At 61.8% G+C, this 18199-nt stretch carries 16 protein-coding genes; 11 read left to right on the top strand and 5 right to left on the bottom strand.

Annotated elements, in window-relative coordinates:
- The first annotated feature begins 94 nt into the window (after window positions 1–94).
- The 6 genes from ACZZZU_RS13815 to ggt all read left to right on the top strand — a co-directional run bounded on the left by ACZZZU_RS13815 (window position 95) and on the right by ggt (window position 6531).
- Window positions 95–1525: a coniferyl aldehyde dehydrogenase gene (locus tag ACZZZU_RS13815; protein ID WP_463550923.1), complete on the top strand. Its 1431-nt coding sequence runs from the start codon at window positions 95–97 to the stop codon at window positions 1523–1525.
- 79 nt (window positions 1526–1604) lie between these two features.
- Window positions 1605–2150, top strand: coding sequence for a twin-arginine translocation pathway signal protein (locus ACZZZU_RS13820; protein ID WP_463384197.1), 546 nt, complete (start codon window positions 1605–1607; stop codon window positions 2148–2150).
- 62 nt (window positions 2151–2212) lie between these two features.
- Window positions 2213–3808 carry a GMC family oxidoreductase gene (locus tag ACZZZU_RS13825; protein WP_463550924.1) on the top strand — a complete coding sequence of 532 codons (1596 nt, stop codon included), beginning with the start codon at window positions 2213–2215 and terminating at the stop codon, window positions 3806–3808.
- A gap of 108 nt (window positions 3809–3916) precedes the next feature.
- A complete protein-coding gene (gene coaD, locus ACZZZU_RS13830; protein ID WP_122492143.1) occupies window positions 3917–4396 on the top strand; it encodes a pantetheine-phosphate adenylyltransferase in 480 nt (159 codons plus the stop codon).
- A gap of 166 nt (window positions 4397–4562) precedes the next feature.
- On the top strand, window positions 4563–4814 hold the full coding sequence (locus ACZZZU_RS13835; protein WP_122492144.1) for a YfhL family 4Fe-4S dicluster ferredoxin: 252 nt from the start codon (window positions 4563–4565) through the stop codon (window positions 4812–4814).
- A 4-nt stretch (window positions 4815–4818) separates the two neighbouring features.
- On the top strand, window positions 4819–6531 hold the full coding sequence (gene ggt, locus ACZZZU_RS13840) for a gamma-glutamyltransferase (protein ID WP_463550925.1): 1713 nt from the start codon (window positions 4819–4821) through the stop codon (window positions 6529–6531).
- 80 nt (window positions 6532–6611) lie between these two features.
- Here ggt and ACZZZU_RS13845 read toward each other — a convergent pair whose 3' ends face one another.
- The 3 genes from ACZZZU_RS13845 to ACZZZU_RS13855 form a co-directional block, all read right to left on the bottom strand.
- Window positions 6612–6962 (bottom strand): multidrug transporter, encoded by a 351-nt coding sequence (locus tag ACZZZU_RS13845; RefSeq protein ID WP_122492146.1) that lies wholly within the window; start codon window positions 6960–6962, stop codon window positions 6612–6614.
- 206 nt (window positions 6963–7168) lie between these two features.
- Entirely contained in the window at window positions 7169–7981 is an 813-nt protein-coding gene (mutM, locus tag ACZZZU_RS13850; protein WP_122492147.1) for a bifunctional DNA-formamidopyrimidine glycosylase/DNA-(apurinic or apyrimidinic site) lyase, read from the bottom strand.
- 77 nt (window positions 7982–8058) lie between these two features.
- Window positions 8059–8925 (bottom strand): HDOD domain-containing protein, encoded by an 867-nt coding sequence (locus ACZZZU_RS13855; protein ID WP_463550926.1) that lies wholly within the window; start codon window positions 8923–8925, stop codon window positions 8059–8061.
- Between the two features lie 214 nt (window positions 8926–9139).
- Between ACZZZU_RS13855 and ACZZZU_RS13860 the strand changes: the two genes are divergently transcribed.
- From ACZZZU_RS13860 to ilvD, 3 genes are all read left to right on the top strand, one after another.
- Window positions 9140–9679: a type 1 glutamine amidotransferase domain-containing protein gene (locus ACZZZU_RS13860; RefSeq protein WP_463550927.1), complete on the top strand. Its 540-nt coding sequence runs from the start codon at window positions 9140–9142 to the stop codon at window positions 9677–9679.
- A 162-nt stretch (window positions 9680–9841) separates the two neighbouring features.
- Window positions 9842–11038 carry a class I SAM-dependent rRNA methyltransferase gene (locus tag ACZZZU_RS13865; RefSeq protein ID WP_122453000.1) on the top strand — a complete coding sequence of 399 codons (1197 nt, stop codon included), beginning with the start codon at window positions 9842–9844 and terminating at the stop codon, window positions 11036–11038.
- A gap of 292 nt (window positions 11039–11330) precedes the next feature.
- A complete protein-coding gene (gene ilvD / locus ACZZZU_RS13870) occupies window positions 11331–13172 on the top strand; it encodes a dihydroxy-acid dehydratase (protein WP_122492150.1) in 1842 nt (613 codons plus the stop codon).
- Window positions 13173–13367: 195 nt separating this feature from the next.
- On the opposite strand, the gene ACZZZU_RS13875 is transcribed toward ilvD, so the two are convergent.
- Window positions 13368–14426: an HAD family hydrolase gene (locus tag ACZZZU_RS13875; RefSeq protein WP_463550928.1), complete on the bottom strand. Its 1059-nt coding sequence runs from the start codon at window positions 14424–14426 to the stop codon at window positions 13368–13370.
- Between the two features lie 186 nt (window positions 14427–14612).
- On the opposite strand from ACZZZU_RS13875, the gene ACZZZU_RS13880 reads away from it, so the two are divergent.
- Window positions 14613–15071: a metallophosphoesterase family protein gene (locus ACZZZU_RS13880; RefSeq protein WP_122453003.1), complete on the top strand. Its 459-nt coding sequence runs from the start codon at window positions 14613–14615 to the stop codon at window positions 15069–15071.
- A gap of 7 nt (window positions 15072–15078) precedes the next feature.
- Here the strand turns inward: ACZZZU_RS13880 and ACZZZU_RS13885 are convergent, their stop codons facing one another.
- The gene (locus tag ACZZZU_RS13885; protein ID WP_463550929.1) at window positions 15079–15966 is read right to left on the bottom strand and encodes a LysR substrate-binding domain-containing protein; all 888 of its coding nucleotides are present in this window, start codon (window positions 15964–15966) and stop codon (window positions 15079–15081) included.
- A 238-nt stretch (window positions 15967–16204) separates the two neighbouring features.
- Between ACZZZU_RS13885 and ACZZZU_RS13890 the strand changes: the two genes are divergently transcribed.
- Window positions 16205–18112, top strand: coding sequence for a HAMP domain-containing methyl-accepting chemotaxis protein (locus ACZZZU_RS13890; protein WP_463550930.1), 1908 nt, complete (start codon window positions 16205–16207; stop codon window positions 18110–18112).
- Window positions 18113–18199 lie beyond the last annotated feature (87 nt).

An 18199-nucleotide genomic window follows, 5' to 3' on the forward strand; every position in this document is an offset into this window, starting at 1 on the left:
CTAAAAATCCAGCGACGTTGTTTTGCGCAACCCTAAACCGACCTTCAAGACGGTTCCGGGTTCTTTTAACTGGACTGCCCAGGAGCCTTCGAAAATGGTCGCCGACATTGCTTACCTGCAACACAACCAACAACAAATCGACCAGCTTGATTCATTGTTGCAGCGCCAGCGCGAAGCGTTCCGCGCCAACCCCATGCCCGAAGCCGGGCAGCGCATTCAGTGGCTCAACAGCTTGTGCGACCTGCTGCTGAAAGAGAAAGACACGCTGGTTCAGGCCATCTCCCAAGACTTCAGCAACCGCGCCGCCGAGGAAACCCTGCTGGCCGAGGTGATGCCCAGCGTGCACGGCATTCACTACGCCACCAAGCGCATCAAAAAATGGATGAGGCCGTCGCGCCGTTCGGTCGGTTCGGCCTTTCAGCCGGCCAGTGCGAAAGTGGTTTATCAGCCGCTGGGCGTGGTCGGCGTGATCGTGCCGTGGAACTACCCGCTGTTCCTGGCCATGGGCCCGCTGGTTGGCGCCCTGGCGGCTGGCAATCGGGTGATGATCAAAATGAGCGAATCCACCCCGATAACTTCGCAGCTGATCAAAGACCTGCTGGCCCGCATCTTCCCCGAAGACCTGGTGTGCGTCGTACTCGGTGAAGCCGAAGTCGGCATGGCCTTCTCGAAACTGCCCTTCGACCATTTGCTGTTCACCGGCGCTACCAGCATCGGCAAGCACGTGATGCGCGCAGCAGCGGAAAACCTCGTTCCAGTCACCTTGGAGCTGGGCGGCAAATCGCCTGCCATCGTGTCTGCGGATGTGCCGTTGAGCGACGCTGCCGAACGCATCGCCTTTGGCAAAACCATGAACGCCGGGCAAACCTGCGTGGCGCCGGATTACGTGTTGGTGCCCAAAGATCGCGTGGAAGGGTTCGTCGAGGCGTACCGCAAAACCGTGCAGAGCTTCTACCCCAGCCTCAAAGACAACGCCGACTACACCGCCATCATTAACGACCGCCAGTTGAACCGCCTCAAAGGGCTGCTCACCGACGCAGAGAGCAAGGGCGCCACACTCATACCGTTGTTCCCGGAAGGCCAGGGCCGGCGTATGGCGCAAACCGTGGTGTTGAACGTGAACGACGACATGAAGCTGATGCAGGACGAAATTTTCGGCCCGCTGCTGCCCATCGTGCCGTACGACCGCCTCGAAGACGCTTTCACCTACATCAACGACCGTCCGCGCCCGCTCGCCCTTTATTACTTCGGCTACAACAAGGCCGAGCAAAAACGCGTGTTGCATGAAACCCATGCCGGCGGCGTGTGCCTGAACGACACCTTGCTGCACGTCGCCCAGGACGACATGCCTTTTGGCGGCGTCGGCCCCTCCGGCATGGGCCATTACCACGGCCACGAAGGCTTCCTGACCTTCTCCAAGGCCAAGGGCGTGTTTATCAAACAACGCTTCAACGCCTCGAAAGTGATCTACCCGCCGTATGGCAAAGCACTGCAAAAACTGGTGCTGAAACTGTTCATCCGCTAAACCAAGCTGAGCTTGCGGCGCCCGGTTTGCCTGCCGGTGCGCCGTTTTAAAACGCGCTAGCGCGAGGTCAATAATAAAAATGAATGACTCGGTAATCGCTACACCTGGCCTTTCCCGTCGCGGCCTGCTCAAAGTGGGGCTGATGGGCTCGGCCTTTCTGGCCACGGCCGGGCTCACCGCCACCTTGAGTGGCTGCTCGGCCAGCACCCCGGCTAACGGTTTCGCCATCTTGCGCGAGTCCGACCTGCCGTTTCTCAAGGCGCTGATTCCAGTGATGCTGACCGGCGCCGTGCCGCCGGAGCAAATGCCAAGCGCCGTGAACGGCACGCTGCAAAACCTCGATTACAGCCTCAATCGCCTGTCGCCGGAAATGCTCAAGCTCACCGTGCAATTGTTCGATGTACTGGCCATGGCGGTTACCCGCGGCCCGCTGACCGGCATTTGGGGCAGTTGGGAAAACGCCAGCAGCGACGACGTTCGCCACTTCCTCGACCGCTGGCAGAACAGCTCGCTCAGCCTGCTGCGCATGGGCTACGCCTCGCTGTTGCAGCTGGTGATGATGGCCTGGTACGGCCGCACAGAGTCGTGGGCGCATTGCGGTTATCCCGGCCCGCCTAAGGTCTGAGCCGCGCCGCAGCACCCTCTACTAATAAGAACCGACCGAAGACTTAACCGAGAACCGCCTGCATGCCCGTACCCGATCTGTTTGCCGAAGGCCTGAGCCGCGGCTGGAAAACCTATAACGGCTCGCGCCTGGAACAGGACCTGACCCTGGAAGCCGACGTGGCCATCGTTGGCACCGGCGCGGGCGGCGGCACCACGGCCGAAATTCTCAGCGCGGCCGGTTACAAGGTGCTGCTGATTGAAGAAGGCCCGCTGAAAACCAGCAGCGACTTCAAAATGCAGGAGGCCGAGGCCTACCCGGCGCTGTATCAGGAAGGCATCGGGCGCATGAGCAAAGACGGCGCCATCACCATCATGCAAGGCCGAGCGGTGGGCGGCACCACGCTGGTGAACTGGACGTCGAGCTTTCGCACGCCCGAGCCGACCCTCGAGCACTGGGCCAAAGAGCACAACGTCAAAGGCCATAGCGCGGCCGAGATGGCGCCCTGGTTTGAGAAAATGGAACAACGCCTCGGTGTAGCGCCGTGGATCATGCCGCCCAATGCCAATAACGACGTGCTGCGCGCCGGGTGCGAGAAGCTCGGTTATCACTGGAAAGTCATTCCCCGCAACGTGCGCGGCTGCTGGAACCTCGGCTACTGCGGCATGGGCTGCCCAACCAATGCCAAGCAATCGATGCTGGTCACCACCATTCCGGCCACGTTGGAAAAGGGCGGCGAATTGCTCTATTTGGCGCGCGCCGACAAGTTGCTGATCGAGGGCGACAAGGTCACCGGCATTCAATGCCAAGCCATGGATGACCGTTGCGTGGCGCCCACCGGCCGCACCATTACGGTCAAAGCCAAGCATTACATTCTGTCCGGCGGCGGCATCAACACGCCGGCGATTCTGCTGCGCTCCAACGCGCCCGACCCGCACAACCGCGCGGGCAAACGCACCTTTATTCATGTGGTGAACTTCTCCGCCGCGCAGTTCGACCAGGTGGTGAACCCGTTCTACGGTGCGCCGCAGTCGATTTATTCCGACCATTTCCAATGGGACGACGGCACCACCGGGCGCATGTCGTTCAAGCTCGAAGTGCCGCCCATGCAACCGGCGCTCACCGCCACGCTGCTCGGGCGCTTCGGCATCGACAACGCCATGCGCATGGAGCAACTGCCGCATACGAACGCCATGCTCGCCTTGCTGCGCGACGGTTTCCATCCGGACAGCACCACTGGCACGGTGGAGCTGCGCAGCGACGGCAGCCCCGTGCTCGATTACCCGATGACCGATTACACCTGGGACGGCATTCGCCGCGCCTTCCACACCATGGCCGACATCCAATTCGCGGCCGGGGCGAAAAGCGTGCTGCCGCTGCACGCCGACGCCGACTATGTAAAAACCATCGGCGAGGCGAAAACCCTGATCGACGGCTTGAGCATGGAGATCTACCGCACCCGCCTGGGCAGCGCCCACGTGATGGGCGGTTGCGCCATGGGCGAAGACCCAACGCAGGCGGTCACCGACAGCCTCGGACGCCATCACCAACTACGCAATTTGTCGATTCACGACGGTTCGCTGTTCCCCACCAGCATTGGCGCGAACCCGCAATTGTCGGTGTACGGCCTCACGGCGCAACTCGCCACACAATTGGCTGATCGCCTGAAAAGCGCATGAGACTAGGGGTGCAGGATTAATCCTACGCCCCAACGCGCCGATGACTTGGCCCACGGGGGTTGCTGCGCTACCATCCGACTCCCCTATGGCCTGCGCCAGGACGTCACGATGAATCGAGTGTTGTACCCCGGTACCTTTGACCCCATTACCAAGGGTCACGGCGACCTCGTTGAACGCGCCTCGCGCCTGTTCGATCAAGTGGTTATAGCCGTCGCGGCCAGCCCCAAGAAGAACCCGCTGTTCCCGCTGGAGCAACGCGTCGAACTGGCCCGTGAAGTCACCAAGCACCTTCCCAACGTGGAAGTGGTGGGCTTTTCCACGCTGCTGGCGCACTTTGCTAAGGAGCAGGGCGCCAATATTTTCCTGCGTGGCCTGCGTGCGGTGTCCGACTTCGAATACGAATTCCAGCTGGCGAACATGAACCGCCAACTGGTGCCGGACGTGGAAAGCCTGTTCCTTACGCCGTCCGAGAAGTACTCCTTCATTTCCTCCACCCTGGTACGCGAAATCGCCAACCTGGGCGGCGACATCAGCAAATTCGTTCACCCTGCGGTGGCCGAGGCATTGCTGGAACGCTTCAAGCGCTAAACGCCGCTGCCACCTGCGCGGTTTGCATGGGAACGATCAGCTGCGGCTGGGCATTCATCGCCCGGCCGCCTCATGCCGATTGGCGCCTCCCCCGACAATCCGGCACAATTTGCGCTCCGCTGTCCGAACATGCCGTGGCCGTAAGCTGCGGCAGGAGTTGTGTTTCATGTCTTTAATCATCACCGACGACTGTATCAACTGTGACGTTTGCGAGCCCGAGTGCCCGAACGCCGCTATTTCGCAGGGTGAAGAAATCTACGTAATCGACCCCAACCTGTGCACCGAATGCGTCGGCCACTACAACGAGCCGCAGTGCCAGCAGGTGTGCCCCGTCGACTGCATCCCGCTCGATGAAAACAACGTCGAGAGCAAGGATGAGTTGATGCAAAAGTATCGACACCTCACAGGGAAAGCGTAACGCCATGCACCACTGCCGCCGACTCAGCACCTTCACAAGCAAGGCTGTTTTGGCGGCCTGGCTGCTTCTTGTCGTATTCAGCGCCAGCGCGGCGCCGCTGCCCAATCAGGCAGCCATCTCCAGCGCGCACCCCGCCGCGACCATCGCCGGCCTCGAAACACTGGCCGCCGGCGGCAACGCCTTCGACGCTGCCATCGCCGTCAGCGCCGCATTGGCGGTGGTTGAGCCTTACAGCTCGGGCTTGGGCGGCGGCGGTTTCTTTCTGTTGCGCCAAGCCGGCGACCAACCTCAGTACCGCTTCCTCGACGCCCGCGAGCGCGCGCCGCTCGCAGCCCATGCCGACTTGTACAAGCGCGACGGCAAAATAGACCCGAAGCTGTCGCTCGACGGCAGCCTCGCCGCCGCGATTCCCGGCTTGCCCGCCGCCCTCGTGGAACTGGCGCGCAAATACGGCCGCCTGCCGCTGATGGATTCGCTGGCCCCGGCCATTCGCTTGGCCCGTGACGGTTTCTCCATCGACCCCGTGTACCGTGAACGCGCCCAGTGGCGGTTGTCGGCGCTGCGCGACAACCCGGAAACCGCACGGCTGTTTCTCGACGACAAAGGTGATATCCCCGAAGCGCTCGCCCTGCTGCGCCAACCGGAGCTGGCTAACACCCTTGAGCGGCTTGGCCGCTACGGCAAGCCAGGCTTCTATAGCGGCGAAACGGCGCAACAATTGGTCGACGGTGTCCGCGCCGCTGGCGGCATCTGGACGCTTGCCGACCTTGAGCAATACGAGGTGGTGGAGCGCCAGCCGCTGCGTTATCCGTTACAGGATGGCCGTGAGCTAATCAGCGCCCCGCCACCGTCGGCCGGCGGTATTGCGTTGGCGCAAAGCTTGGCGATGTTGCAGCAACTGCCGTGGCGGGAGGCCGACAAACTGCAGCGCGCGCACTATGTGATTGAAGTGCTGCGCCGTGCCTATCGGGATCGCGGTCTGTTGGGCGACCCGGACTTTATCGCCAACCCCGTCGCCAAATTGCTCGACCCCGCTTACTTGAAGCAGCTGGCCAGCGGCATCGACCCGCAAAAAGCCACGCCCAGCAGCGCCCTGCCGCCGTCGCCCGCCTGGAAAGAAGGCAACCACACCACGCACTTTGTGGTGCTGGATGCTGCGGGCAACGCGGTGTCCGCCACGCTGTCGGTGAACCTGCCCTTCGGCGCGGCCTTCACCCCGCCAGGCACTGGCGTGTTGCTCAATGACGAAATGGACGACTTCGCCGCCAACGTGCAAGGCGCCAACGCCTATGGTCTGAGCGGCAGCCAGGCGAATGCCGTCGCCGCCGGCAAGCGACCGCTGTCGAGCATGAGCCCAAGCTTTATCGAAAGCCCCACGCAATTCAGCGCATTCGGCACACCGGGCGGCAGCCGCATTCCGAGCATGGTGCTACTGGCGATGCTGCAATACCTCGACGGCCAACCGGTGGCGAGCTGGCCTGCGGCCCCGCGTTATCACCACCAATATTTGCCCGACGTGGTCGAGTACGAACCCAACGCCTTCACGGCCGCCGAGCTCGACGCCCTGCAAGCGCGCGGCTACACGCCCAAACCGGTAGCGCGGCCCTATGGCAACCAGCAAGTGCTGCTGTGGAATAAAGACAGCCGCACGGTGGAAGCGGCGAGCGACCCTCGCGGCATTGGCCAGGCGAAGTTGTCGATGGGCGCCAAGCCCTAGCGATACCTTGCAAGGCGAAACGCGGGCGCAAAAAAGCCGGTCACATGGACCGGCTTTTTTATGTCGCCGAGCGAGGCGGGTTATTGCTGCTCAGGACGCTTGTAACCGCTTTCGGTGCAGCCCAGGCAGCGCACAAAGGCTTCACGGCCCGGATCAACCACCAGCGCCTTGCCGGCTTCGCCGACGTTACCGCCAGCGGCAGTGAACGGCAGGCTGATAACGAAGGCGCCGGCGCCGATGATGGTGGCGGCGATCAGCAACGGACGCGCAACGATCAGGTCGCCCATCATCGCCCAGGCAGGTGGCGCCTGAACGTCATAAGCAGGGTCGCCGCTCTGGTTGCTAGGACCCGACCCATTTGCCATCACCGGCAGTGCCAGGAAGCCAGTGGTCAGCGCCAGGACGACAGCGGTTGAGCGGAACAGGTTCATGAGTGCGGTCCTTCATCGATTCAAAGTGCGGTGGCTGTAACTATAACAGCGCCCCGGAAATTGTCAGCGTGACGGCCGTCAAGCGCTGGAGATCGCATTCTGCGGGTTTTACAGGGCAATTGGCGAGCGAAAAACCGCCTGTAACTGTGCGCTTACACACGCCCTGCAAACAGCGCGCTCAAGCACGCTGCTTTTTCACCGTTGTATCAGCGCTGACACCGTGGGCAGTACACGCTGGCGCGCTGTCCGAGTTTCACTTCACGCAACGTGGTGCCGCAGGTTTTGCAGAACTCGCCGCCGCGCCCGTAAGCGAACAATTCCTGCTGGAAATAACCCGGTTGACCGTCACCGCCAACGAAATCGCGCAGGGTGGTGCCGCCGCGCTCGATGGCGTGGGCCAGGATGCGTTTGATTTGCAGCGACAGCTCGAGATAACGCGCGCGGGAGATAGACCCGGCTTCGCGTCGCGGATCGATGCCCGCAGCGAACAGCGCTTCGGTCGCATAGATATTGCCGACCCCCACCACCACCGCGTTGTCCATGATGAAGGGCTTCACCGCCATGCTTTTGCCGCGCGATAGCTTGAACAAGCGGTCGCCATCAAACAGCTCGGTCAACGGCTCCGGCCCCAACTTCACCAGCAACTCATGCAGCAGCGGCTCGGTGCTCCAGAGCATCGCACCGAACCGGCGCGGATCGGTGTAACGCAGCGCCAGGCCGGATTCCAGTTCGATATCGACGTGTTCGTGCTTGGCCACCGGCGTATCGATGGGCACCAGACGCAAGTTGCCGGACATACCCAAATGGCTGATCAAGGTGCCCGCTTCAGCGGTGAGCAGCAGGTACTTGGCCCGCCGCGTTACGCTTTCGATGCGCTGGCCAGACAGGCGCACGTCGAGGTCTTCCGGAATCGGCCAGCGCAGGCGGCGGTCGCGCACAATCACGCGGCTCACACGTTGACCTTCCAAATACGGCGCAATGCCGCGACGCGTGGTTTCGACTTCGGGCAACTCAGGCATGGGTTCGCTCAGGCGTGACGCCAGGTCAGAAAAAAGAGGGAGAGCACCTTAGCAAAGCTCGGCTGCGGCGCCGAGGCTCAGTGCATGCTCAGATCGCGGATGCTTTCTTTAAGCGTCTGGAAGTCGTACTCAGACAGGCCGACGTACTCCAGCACCAGTTGCTCGATGCTTTGCCATTCGTAATCGTCGGTCTGGTTCCCCAGCACGCGGTGACTTTCGCAGATGTGCTCAGACATTTTCAAAATCGCCAACAGCGTTTTCAGCTGGGCATCACGCACCGAGTCGTCGGTAAAAATCGACAGCGCGTTGTGGTGGTTGGCGATGGCGTCGCACAGGTGCAACGGCAAATTCCACGACTTGGCGGTGAAGTAACCAACCACGGCGTGGTTGGTATTGAGCACGCGATTTTCCGTGTCGACGATGCGCCGCTCCGCCGTGGCACTGGCATACGCCTCTTCCAACACGGTCATGTAGTGAGGAAAGCGTTTGATCATCAGCGGAATGCCGCAGTTGTGGAACAGGCCCAGGGTGTAGGCCTCGTCGGCCGCCTGGTAGCCGATGCGCTTGGCCAGCGTGAGGCAGGTCATGGCCACGTCTTGCGCGGTGTCCCAGAAGCGGTTGAGGGTGACGATGGCCTCGTCCGTCATTTCGCCTTTGATCGACTGCGCGTTGATCAAGTTGATGACCGTGTTGCAGCCCAGCAAATTGACCGCCTGCTGAATCGAGGCGATGCGGTTCGATAGGCCAAAAAACGGCGAATTGACGATTTTCAGCAAGGCGCCAGACAAGCCGGGGTCCTGGCTGATCAGCTTGGCGATGCTTTTCAGATCCGGGTGCGGCATCACCTGCTCCATTTGCAGGTCGACCATGATCTGAGGCTGCGGCGGTACGCTGATGCCTTGCAGGACTTTCTGGATTTGTTCGGCGGAGAGTTCGTGGGCCATGACTGCACGGGCTAGTAGCGTGACGAGTTACACAGTCTAACCGCCAACTTCGCAGACGTAACCCTCACCAACGTAGGAAAACACCGACAGACGGAAAGATATCAACAACGGCGCGGGCGAGCGGCCAGCGCCGCTCGTCTGGAGCAAACAGCCTGAACTTTCCCTTCGCCAGCGCCCTCGGAAATACACCTTCCACAAAATTAAAGGAGCTGCCATGACCACCTCTCTGCAAGGTAAGCGTGTTGCCCTTCTGGTGACCGACGGTTTCGAACAGGTTGAGCTGACCGGCCCGAAAGAAGCATTGGAACAAGCCGGCGCGACGGTCGACATCCTGTCCAAGAGCACCGGCCAAGTGAAAGGCTGGAACCACGACAAGCCTGCCGACGACTTCCCCGTAACCAAAACCTTCGAAGCGGCCAACATCGACGACTACCACGCCTTGGTGCTGCCGGGCGGCGTGATGAACTCCGACACCATCCGCACCATTCCCGAGGCGCAAAGCCTGGTGGTGCAAGCGGCGCAGAAAGAAACGCCGATTGCCGTGATCTGCCACGGCGCCTGGCTGCTGGTGTCGGCCGGCCTGGTGAAAGGCCGCACCATGACCAGCTGGAGCTCGTTGAAAGACGACATCACCAACGCCGGCGGCAAGTGGGTGGATGAAGAAGTGGTGCAAGACGGCACCTTTATCAGCAGCCGCAAGCCGGACGATATTCCGGCGTTTAGTAAGAAGCTGATTGAGACCCTGGCGGCATAACAACGCCCCTCCCCAACCTGTGGGAGCGGCTTCAGCCGCGATGCTTTTGATCTTATAGAAAGGCATCGCGGCTAAAGCCGCTTCCACAGAGGGCCCTCGTCAGCGCTTCGGACGCTGTGCTGTCTGGGCTATACTCCCGCTCTTTTTTCGGAGAGCGCCCCCATGTCCCTGCCCAGCCTGCGCCTAAAAGCCAATGCCGATCGCCGTCTGCGCGCCGGGCATTTGTGGGTTTACAGCAACGAAATCGATGTCGCCGTCACGCCGCTGTCCGGCTTTCAGGCCGGCGACCAAGCCATTCTCGAAGCCGCCGGTGGCAAGCCGCTGGGCGTTGTGGGCATCAGCCCCAACAACCTGATCTGCGCCCGCCTGCTGTCGCGCGACACCAAACACGAACTGGACAAATCGCTGCTGGTGCACCGCATCAACGTGGCCCTGTCGCTGCGCGAGCGCCTGTTCGATCAGCCGTGCTACCGCCTGGTGTACGGCGATTCCGACCTGCTACCAGGTCTGGTAGTGGACCGTTTCTTTGACATTCTCGTGGTGCAAATCAGCTCGCCGACCATGGAGCGTCACAAAGACGACGTGCTCGCCGCCCTGGTGCAAGTGCTGCAACCGCGCGGTGTGTTGTTCAAAAACGACTCCGCCGCCCGTGATGCCGAAGGCCTGCCGCGTTACGTGGAAACGCCTTTCGGCGTGGTGCCGGAATGGGTGGCGCTGGAAGAGAACGGCGTGAAGTTCGAAGCGCCCGTAATCGAAGGCCAGAAAACTGGCTGGTTCTATGACCACCGTATGAATCGCGCGCGCCTGGCGCCGTACGTTAACGGCAAGCGCGTGCTCGACCTGTTTAGCTACATCGGCGGCTGGGGCGTGCAAGCCGCTGCGTTCGGTGCCAGCGAAGTGTTCTGCGTCGATGCCTCGGCCACCGCCCTGGACGGCGTGGAGCGCAACGCCACCCTTAATGGCGTGGCCGAAAAGGTGACCTGCATCGAAGGCGATGTGTTCGCCGCGCTGAAAGAGCTGAAGTCGTCGGAAGAACGTTTCGACGTGGTCGTCTGCGACCCGCCCGCCTTTATCAAACGCAAGAAAGACATCAAAAACGGTGAAGCCGGCTACCGTCGCCTGAACGAAATGGCCATGCGCCTGCTCAGCAAAGACGGCATTCTGGTCAGCGCCTCGTGCTCCATGCACCTGGAAGAAGACAACCTGCAGAACATCCTGCTGCAGAGCGCCCGTCACCTGGACCGCAACATCATCATGCTCGAACGCGGCGCCCAGGGCCCGGATCATCCGGTGCACATGGCGATTGCCGAAACCCGCTACATCAAGAGCCTGACCTGCCGGTTGCTGCCGAACGCTTAAGGCATTGAGGCCGATCGCGGCTAAAGCTCCCACCTCTGTCTGTGGAAGCTTTAGCCGCGATTCCTGCAAACGCCCATCCTGACAGCCAGCCTTTCCTCGCCCGCGCTGAGCGGCGTAGAATCGGGCCCATTCCTCGCCAACCATCCCCGGCGGGCTTATGAGCCCCGGCCGCACGAGCGGTGACCCCGTTTCGAATTGCGACCTGCCCCGACCGCGCGGCCATCTGCCGTTGCCCCAGGCTCTGCTCACACACGTAAATAAACAGACACCTGATTAGCCGCAGGAACACGTCATGCCTGATTACCGCTCAAAAACGTCTACCCACGGTCGCAACATGGCCGGCGCCCGCGCCCTGTGGCGTGCCACCGGGATGAAAGACGAAGATTTCAAAAAGCCGATCATCGCCATCGCCAACTCCTTCACCCAATTCGTGCCCGGCCACGTGCACCTGAAGGACCTCGGCCAACTGGTCGCCCGCGAAATCGAAAAAGCCGGCGGCGTGGCCAAAGAATTCAACACCATCGCGGTCGACGACGGCATCGCCATGGGCCACGACGGCATGCTCTATTCGCTGCCAAGCCGCGAGATCATTGCCGACTCCGTCGAGTACATGGTCAACGCCCACTGCGCCGACGCCATCGTCTGCATTTCCAACTGCGACAAAATCACCCCCGGCATGCTGATGGCCGCCTTGCGCCTGAACATTCCGGTGATCTTCGTTTCCGGTGGGCCGATGGAAGCGGGCAAAACCAAGCTCGCCAGCCATGGCCTAGACCTGGTCGACGCCATGGTCATCGCCGCCGACTCCACCGCCTCCGACGAAAAAGTCGCCGAATACGAGCGCAGCGCCTGCCCAACGTGCGGCTCGTGCTCCGGCATGTTTACCGCCAACTCGATGAACTGCCTGACCGAAGCCCTGGGCCTGGCCCTGCCGGGCAACGGTTCTACATTGGCCACCCACAGCGACCGCGAGCAGCTGTTCCTGCAAGCCGGCCGCACCGTGGTCGAGCTGTGCAAACGCTACTACGGCGAGGGCGACGAATCGGTTCTGCCGCGCAACATCGCCAACTTCAAAGCCTTCGAAAACGCCATGATGCTCGACATCGCCATGGGCGGCTCGACCAACACCATCCTTCACCTGCTGGCCGCTGCCCAGGAAGCCGAAATCGATTTCGACCTTCGCGATATCGACCGTCTTTCGCGCCTGGTGCCGCAGCTGTGCAAAGTGGCGCCAAACATCCAGAAGTACCACATGGAAGACGTGCACCGCGCCGGCGGGATCTTCAGCATTCTCGGCTCGCTGGCCCGTGGCGGCCTGCTGCACACCGACCTGCCGACCGTGCACAGCAAGTCCATGGCCGAAGCCATCGCCAAATGGGACATCACCCAGACCGACGATGAAGCCGTGCACCACTTCTTCAAAGCCGGCCCGGCGGGCATTCCGACCCAAACCGCGTTCAGCCAGTCGACCCGCTGGGAAACCCTGGATGACGACCGTGAAAACGGCTGCATCCGCAGCTTCGAGCACGCCTATTCGCAAGAAGGCGGCCTGGCCGTGCTGTACGGCAACATCGCCCTGGACGGCTGCGTGGTGAAAACTGCGGGTGTCGATGAGTCGATTCATGTGTTCGAAGGCAACGCGAAAATCTTCGAAAGCCAAGACAGCGCCGTGCGCGGCATCCTCGCCGACGAAGTGAAAGAAGGCGACATCGTCATCATTCGCTACGAAGGCCCGAAAGGCGGCCCGGGCATGCAGGAAATGCTCTACCCGACCTCGTACCTGAAATCCAAAGGCCTGGGCAAAGCCTGCGCCCTGCTCACCGACGGCCGTTTCTCCGGCGGCACCTCGGGCCTGTCCATCGGCCACGCCTCGCCGGAAGCCGCCGCAGGCGGCGCCATTGGCCTGGTGCGCGACGGCGACAAAGTGCTGATCGACATCCCCAACCGCAGCATCAACCTGCTGGTGACGGACGAAGAAATAGCCCACCGCCGCCACGAGCAAGACAAAAAAGGCTGGAAGCCTGTGGAAAAGCGCCCACGCAAAGTGACCACTGCGTTGAAGGCTTATGCCTTGCTGGCCACCAGTGCCGACAAGGGCGCCGTACGTAACAAGGCCATGCTCGACGGGCTGTAATGGTTTAGCGCTGAAATGAAAAAGCCCCGCCTCGTGCGGGGCTTTTTCTTGTGTATCGACATCAAGGGCCCCTCACCCCAACCCTCTCCCGAATCGGGAGAGGGGGTCAGACCGCGCTTGGCGTTGCACCGCCATTCGATTCCCCTCTCCCGCTCGCGGGAGAGGGGCTAGGGGTGAGGGGCTGTCGCTTGCGCCCTACTGAATCTCCTCCGGCTTCACCACCACCCAATTTTTATCCGCCGTCACCGCCAACCCTTCCTTGGCTTGCGCCGCGGCATGCTTGGCCATCATGGCGTTGATCTGGCCCATGTATTTGTCCTTGCGATTAACCCACAGGTGAATGCCGCCTTTGGCCACGTCGACGCTGTGGAACAGCATGTAGCCGTCGCTGCTCGGCGTGTCGCCCCCCACCAGCACCGGTTTTTTCCATTCGTCGATGTACGTGAGAATGGCCGCCTGCTTGCCGGCCATCCACGTGGCGGGCGTCCACAGATACGGCGTGACTTCCAGGCCCATATTGGCCTTGGCGTCGTAAGTACCGGCGGTGATCTGTTTGCGCGCGGTGGTCAGCGCGCCGGTTTTGGGGTCTTTGAGCAGCAGGCTTACGCCGATGACGTTCTGCGGTTTGACGTTGTAGCCGTACGCCGGGTCCGAAGCGACCATGCGCACCAGCTCTTCCGAGGCGGCGGTCATCACGTACACCTGGATGCCGTTCTCCATCAGTTTGTTGTACAGCTCGGCCTGGCCAGCAAATACCTTCGGCGGCTGCACCTCGATGGTCTTCACCACATCGCCTTCGAAGTAGGTGCTCGGTACCGGTTTGTTCGAGGCCATCAGCTCATCGACATAGCCTTTGAGCTCGCTCAGCGTGAAGCCGGAAAACACCTGCGCCACCCACGGGTAGCAAACCATGTCGTCGATCTCGCACAGGCGGTAGTAGTAGCTGAACAGACTTTCTTTATGCTCGGCGGTGTCTTTGAAGGGGATCAGTTTTAACGACGGATCGAGCTTTTCGCGGGTCAGCACACCCTTGTTTTCCATGAACGGCAGCAGGGATTCTTCCAAGTCATAGCGGTAGCTGGTGTTGTCCATATCGAAGACAGCGAAGTTGCCCTTGTTGGCGTTCGCCGCAATCATGGCGTCCAGTTGCTTGGCGGCTTGGGCGGGCCAGTGCTTGAGTTCAGTAGCAGCAGCGGCCGGGCCGGCCAGACTCAGCGCAACGGCGGCGGCGAATACGGTGTGGGCGAATGTCATCGTCGATCCTCCAGAATGAAAGCCCGACGCTAACAAATGGACATGACAGGCCCGGTCCGGCAACGACAGCGCGCTCGCTCTGCGCGCCATCCACTGTCGTGAAAACGTCAGCAAAACGCGGCGAAAACGACTCGTCGTCCACAACCCTATGTTTTTAAACGGCTTAGCCTGTAGGAGGAAACGCCCATGAAGATCGGCCTGATCTCCGACACCCACGGCTTGCTGCGCCCCGAAGCACTGGCCGCGCTTGAGGGATGCGACCGTATCGTGCACGCCGGCGACATTGGCAAACCGGAGATCCTCGAAGCCCTGCGCGACCGTGCGCCGCTCACTGTGGTGCGCGGCAATAACGACCAGGACGACACCTGGGCCAGCAGCGTGCCGACCCATGCGGTGCTGCGCATTGATGGCATCGGCGTTTATGTGGTGCATGAAATGGCCGATGTGCCGGAACAACTGCCCGCCGGCATCGACGTGGTGGTCACAGGCCATTCCCATAAGCCGTTGCAAAAACAGCAGCACGGCGTGCTCTATATCAACCCCGGCAGCGCCGGACCGCGCCGGTTCAAGCTGCCCATCAGCGTCGGCTTTCTGCACATTGCCGACGGCCAGGTGACGGGCGAGTTGCTTGAGTTGGCGGTGTAGTTCGGCGCTACGGCTTCATCTGCTCGCTGACGTAATCCAGAAAGCAGGTAATGCGCGAGGCCAGCGCGGTGTTGCGGTAGTACACCGCGTGAATGGGCTGGCGGACCTCGACGGTGTGCGCCTCAAGCACCTGCACCAGCCGCCCTTCGGCGCGGTCGTCGTGGGTCATGAAATCGGCCAGACACACCAGCCCCACCCCTTCGATCGCCAACTGCCGCAACGTCTCGCCGCTGGACGCTTTGACTGTCGGCGTCGTCTGCCAATGCTGGCCCGAGGCATGGCGCAGCGGCCATTGGTTGAGCGTTTCCGGCTGAGTGAAGCCCAGCACGCTGCGCTCGCTCAGCTCCTCCACCGTTTGCGGCGCGCCCCATTGTTCGAGATAGCCGGGGCTGGCGAGCACCCGTAAGCGGTTACTGCCCAGCGGCCGCGCGTGCAAGGTGGAATCGCGCAACGGGCCGATGCGAATCGCCACATCGGTGCGCTGTTCGATCAGGTCGATGATTTGGTCGCTGCTGTGCAGTTCCAGTTCGATGTCCGGGTACAGCGCGCGAAAGCCCGGCACCAGCGGCACGATCACATGCAGCATAAAAGGCGAGGCGGCGTTCACGCGCAAGCGCCCTGCCGGACGTTGGCGGCGCAACGCCATTTGCTCCTCGGCCTCCTCCACGCTGGCGACGATGCGCCGCGCTTGCTGCACAAACGCGCGGCCTTCTTCGGTCAGCTCCAAGCGCCGCGTGGTGCGGTGCAGCAGGGTGACGTCGAGTTTTTCTTCCAGGCGACTCAGCGCCCGGCTGACGCCCGAAGCGGTTTGACCCAACTGCTCCGCAGCGGCGGTTATCGAACCGCTGTCGACCACCGAGGTAAAGGCCAACAGTTCATCCAGAGTCGTTTTCATTGTTGCTCGATGCTCACAACTGAGCGGGCCGGCCCCGCGTTTCGCGCACAAGTGTGACGCAAATGCAGTTTATCGCCAGTCAGCCACACTGATTCCGTGGCCTGAGCGCCATCCGGGGCGTCGATGCAACGCGAGAGCTGGTTCAAAAACTACAAGACCTCCAGGTTTCCTTTCCGACTTAACCGTAAGCAGTGTCTTCAAATGCCAACGAAGACGCGCAAAAAGCACTGGAGTGTTTATGAACGAATGGTTCGGCAACATCAGCGTCAACAGGAAACTCGGGCTCGGCTTCGGCCTGGTTCTGGCCCTCACGGTGATTCTCGCCGTCACTGGCTGGAACAGCCTCGGCGGCCTGATCAACCGCAGCATGTGGATGGGCGACATTGCTCAGCTCGATGCGGCGCTGACCAAACTGCGGGTGAGCCGGCTGCAATACATGATCGCCAACGGCGACGAGGCCGTCGCGCAAACGGTGCAAACCACCCTCGAAAGCTTTGCCAAGCAGCAACAGAGCCTACTGAACACCTTCAAAAGCCCGGACAACCTCAAGCTGCTGAATGAGCAGAAAGCGCAAATCGAGGCGTATCAGAAATCCCTCAACGCCATGCGCGCCGGCTACGCCGCTAACAACGCCGCGCGCACGGAGATGGGCAGCAACGCCGAAGCCGCGCTCAAGTTGCTCGACACGCTTAACGCCGACGCCGTGCAACGCGCGAGCCTCGACACCTTTCAAACCATCACCCAGGCGCGCGAGCAGCTGATTCTGGCGCGCTACGAAGTACGCGGTTACACCGCCGCGCCAAACGCCGACACCGAGCAGAAAGCCATCAAACAGCTGGACGCCGCCGTGGCTGGCCTGCAAAGCCTGCAGGGTCCGTTTGGCGAGACCCATGCGGCCGAGCTGAAACAACTCGAAGGCCACCTGCAGAACTACCGCGCCGCGCTGGGCCGCTTCAAAGCCGCCACCGACGCCATTGCCCTGGCGCGTAAAGAAATGACCGACCAAGGCGCCGCCATCGTTTCCCTGAACGAGGCGCTGAATAAAATCCAGATCACCCGCCGCGACGCCGAAAGCGCCCAGGCCCGTGAGCTGCAACTGGGCGCCACGCTGCTGGCGTTGCTGCTCGGTGTGCTGGCCGCCGTGGTCATCACCCGGCAGATTACCCGTCCGCTGGCGGAAACCTTGGCCGTGGTGCAGCGCATTGCCGATGGCGACCTCACGCAAAACCTAAACGTAACGCGCCGCGACGAACTGGGCGTGCTGCAACAAGGCATTCAGCGCATGGGCACCACCCTACGCGACTTGATTGGCCACATTCGCGATGGCGTCACGCAGATCGCCAGCGCCGCCGAAGAGCTGTCTGCCGTCACCGAGCAGACCAGCGCGGGCGTCAACAGCCAGAAAATCGAAACCGATCAGGTGGCCACCGCCATGCATGAAATGTCGGCCACCGTGCAGGAAGTCGCGCGCAACGCCGAAGACGCGTCTCAAGCTGCCAGCCTCGCCGACCAGGAAGCCCGCGAAGGCGACCGTGTGGTGGGCGAAGCCATCGCGCAGATCGAACGCCTGGCCGAGGAAGTGGCGCGCTCCACCGAAGCCATGCACGTGCTGCAACAGGAAAGCGACAAGATCGGCAGCGTGATGGACGTGATCAAAGCCGTCGCCGACCAGACCAACCTGCTGGCCCTCAACGCCGCCATTGAAGCGGCGCGTGCCGGTGAAGCGGGCCGTGGGTTTGCCGTGGTGGCTGACGAAGTGCGCAGCCTGGCCCAGCGCACCCAGCAATCCACCGAAGAAATTGCCGGGCTGGTCGCTGGCCTGCAAAGCGGCTCGCAGCGGGTCGCCACCGTGATGAGCAACAGCCGCACCCTCACCGACAGCAGCGTGCTGCTCACCCGCAAAGCCGGCACCGCGCTGGAAAGCATCACCGCCACGGTGTCCAACATTCAGTCGATGAACCAGCAGATTGCGGCTGCCGCGGAGGAACAGAGCGCCGTGGCCGAAGAAATCAGCCGCAGCATTCTGAACGTGCGCGACGTGTCAGAGCAGACCGCCGCCGCAAGCGATGAGACCGCAGCGTCCAGCGTGGAACTGGCGCGTTTGGGCGGGCAGTTGCAGCAGTTGGTGAGCCATTTCCGGGTTTAAGCGGAAACGCCGGCCTCGCCCGTAGGAGCCAGCTTGCTGGCTCCTACAACAGCGTCGCCCAATAAAAAACCGCCACACCCTTGCGGA

This window comes from Pseudomonas sp. AC136 (genome assembly GCF_979258585.1).

Coding starts and splice junctions, on each gene's coding strand:
- ACZZZU_RS13815 (WP_463550923.1), top strand. CDS start 95: ATGGTCGCCGACATTGCTTACCTGCAACACAACCAACAACAAATCGAC.
- ACZZZU_RS13820 (WP_463384197.1), top strand. CDS start 1,605: ATGAATGACTCGGTAATCGCTACACCTGGCCTTTCCCGTCGCGGCCTG.
- ACZZZU_RS13825 (WP_463550924.1), top strand. CDS start 2,213: ATGCCCGTACCCGATCTGTTTGCCGAAGGCCTGAGCCGCGGCTGGAAA.
- coaD (WP_122492143.1), top strand. CDS start 3,917: ATGAATCGAGTGTTGTACCCCGGTACCTTTGACCCCATTACCAAGGGT.
- ACZZZU_RS13835 (WP_122492144.1), top strand. CDS start 4,563: ATGTCTTTAATCATCACCGACGACTGTATCAACTGTGACGTTTGCGAG.
- ggt (WP_463550925.1), top strand. CDS start 4,819: ATGCACCACTGCCGCCGACTCAGCACCTTCACAAGCAAGGCTGTTTTG.
- ACZZZU_RS13845 (WP_122492146.1), bottom strand. CDS start 6,962: ATGAACCTGTTCCGCTCAACCGCTGTCGTCCTGGCGCTGACCACTGGC.
- mutM (WP_122492147.1), bottom strand. CDS start 7,981: ATGCCTGAGTTGCCCGAAGTCGAAACCACGCGTCGCGGCATTGCGCCG.
- ACZZZU_RS13855 (WP_463550926.1), bottom strand. CDS start 8,925: ATGGCCCACGAACTCTCCGCCGAACAAATCCAGAAAGTCCTGCAAGGC.
- ACZZZU_RS13860 (WP_463550927.1), top strand. CDS start 9,140: ATGACCACCTCTCTGCAAGGTAAGCGTGTTGCCCTTCTGGTGACCGAC.
- ACZZZU_RS13865 (WP_122453000.1), top strand. CDS start 9,842: ATGTCCCTGCCCAGCCTGCGCCTAAAAGCCAATGCCGATCGCCGTCTG.
- ilvD (WP_122492150.1), top strand. CDS start 11,331: ATGCCTGATTACCGCTCAAAAACGTCTACCCACGGTCGCAACATGGCC.
- ACZZZU_RS13875 (WP_463550928.1), bottom strand. CDS start 14,426: ATGACATTCGCCCACACCGTATTCGCCGCCGCCGTTGCGCTGAGTCTG.
- ACZZZU_RS13880 (WP_122453003.1), top strand. CDS start 14,613: ATGAAGATCGGCCTGATCTCCGACACCCACGGCTTGCTGCGCCCCGAA.
- ACZZZU_RS13885 (WP_463550929.1), bottom strand. CDS start 15,966: ATGAAAACGACTCTGGATGAACTGTTGGCCTTTACCTCGGTGGTCGAC.
- ACZZZU_RS13890 (WP_463550930.1), top strand. CDS start 16,205: ATGAACGAATGGTTCGGCAACATCAGCGTCAACAGGAAACTCGGGCTC.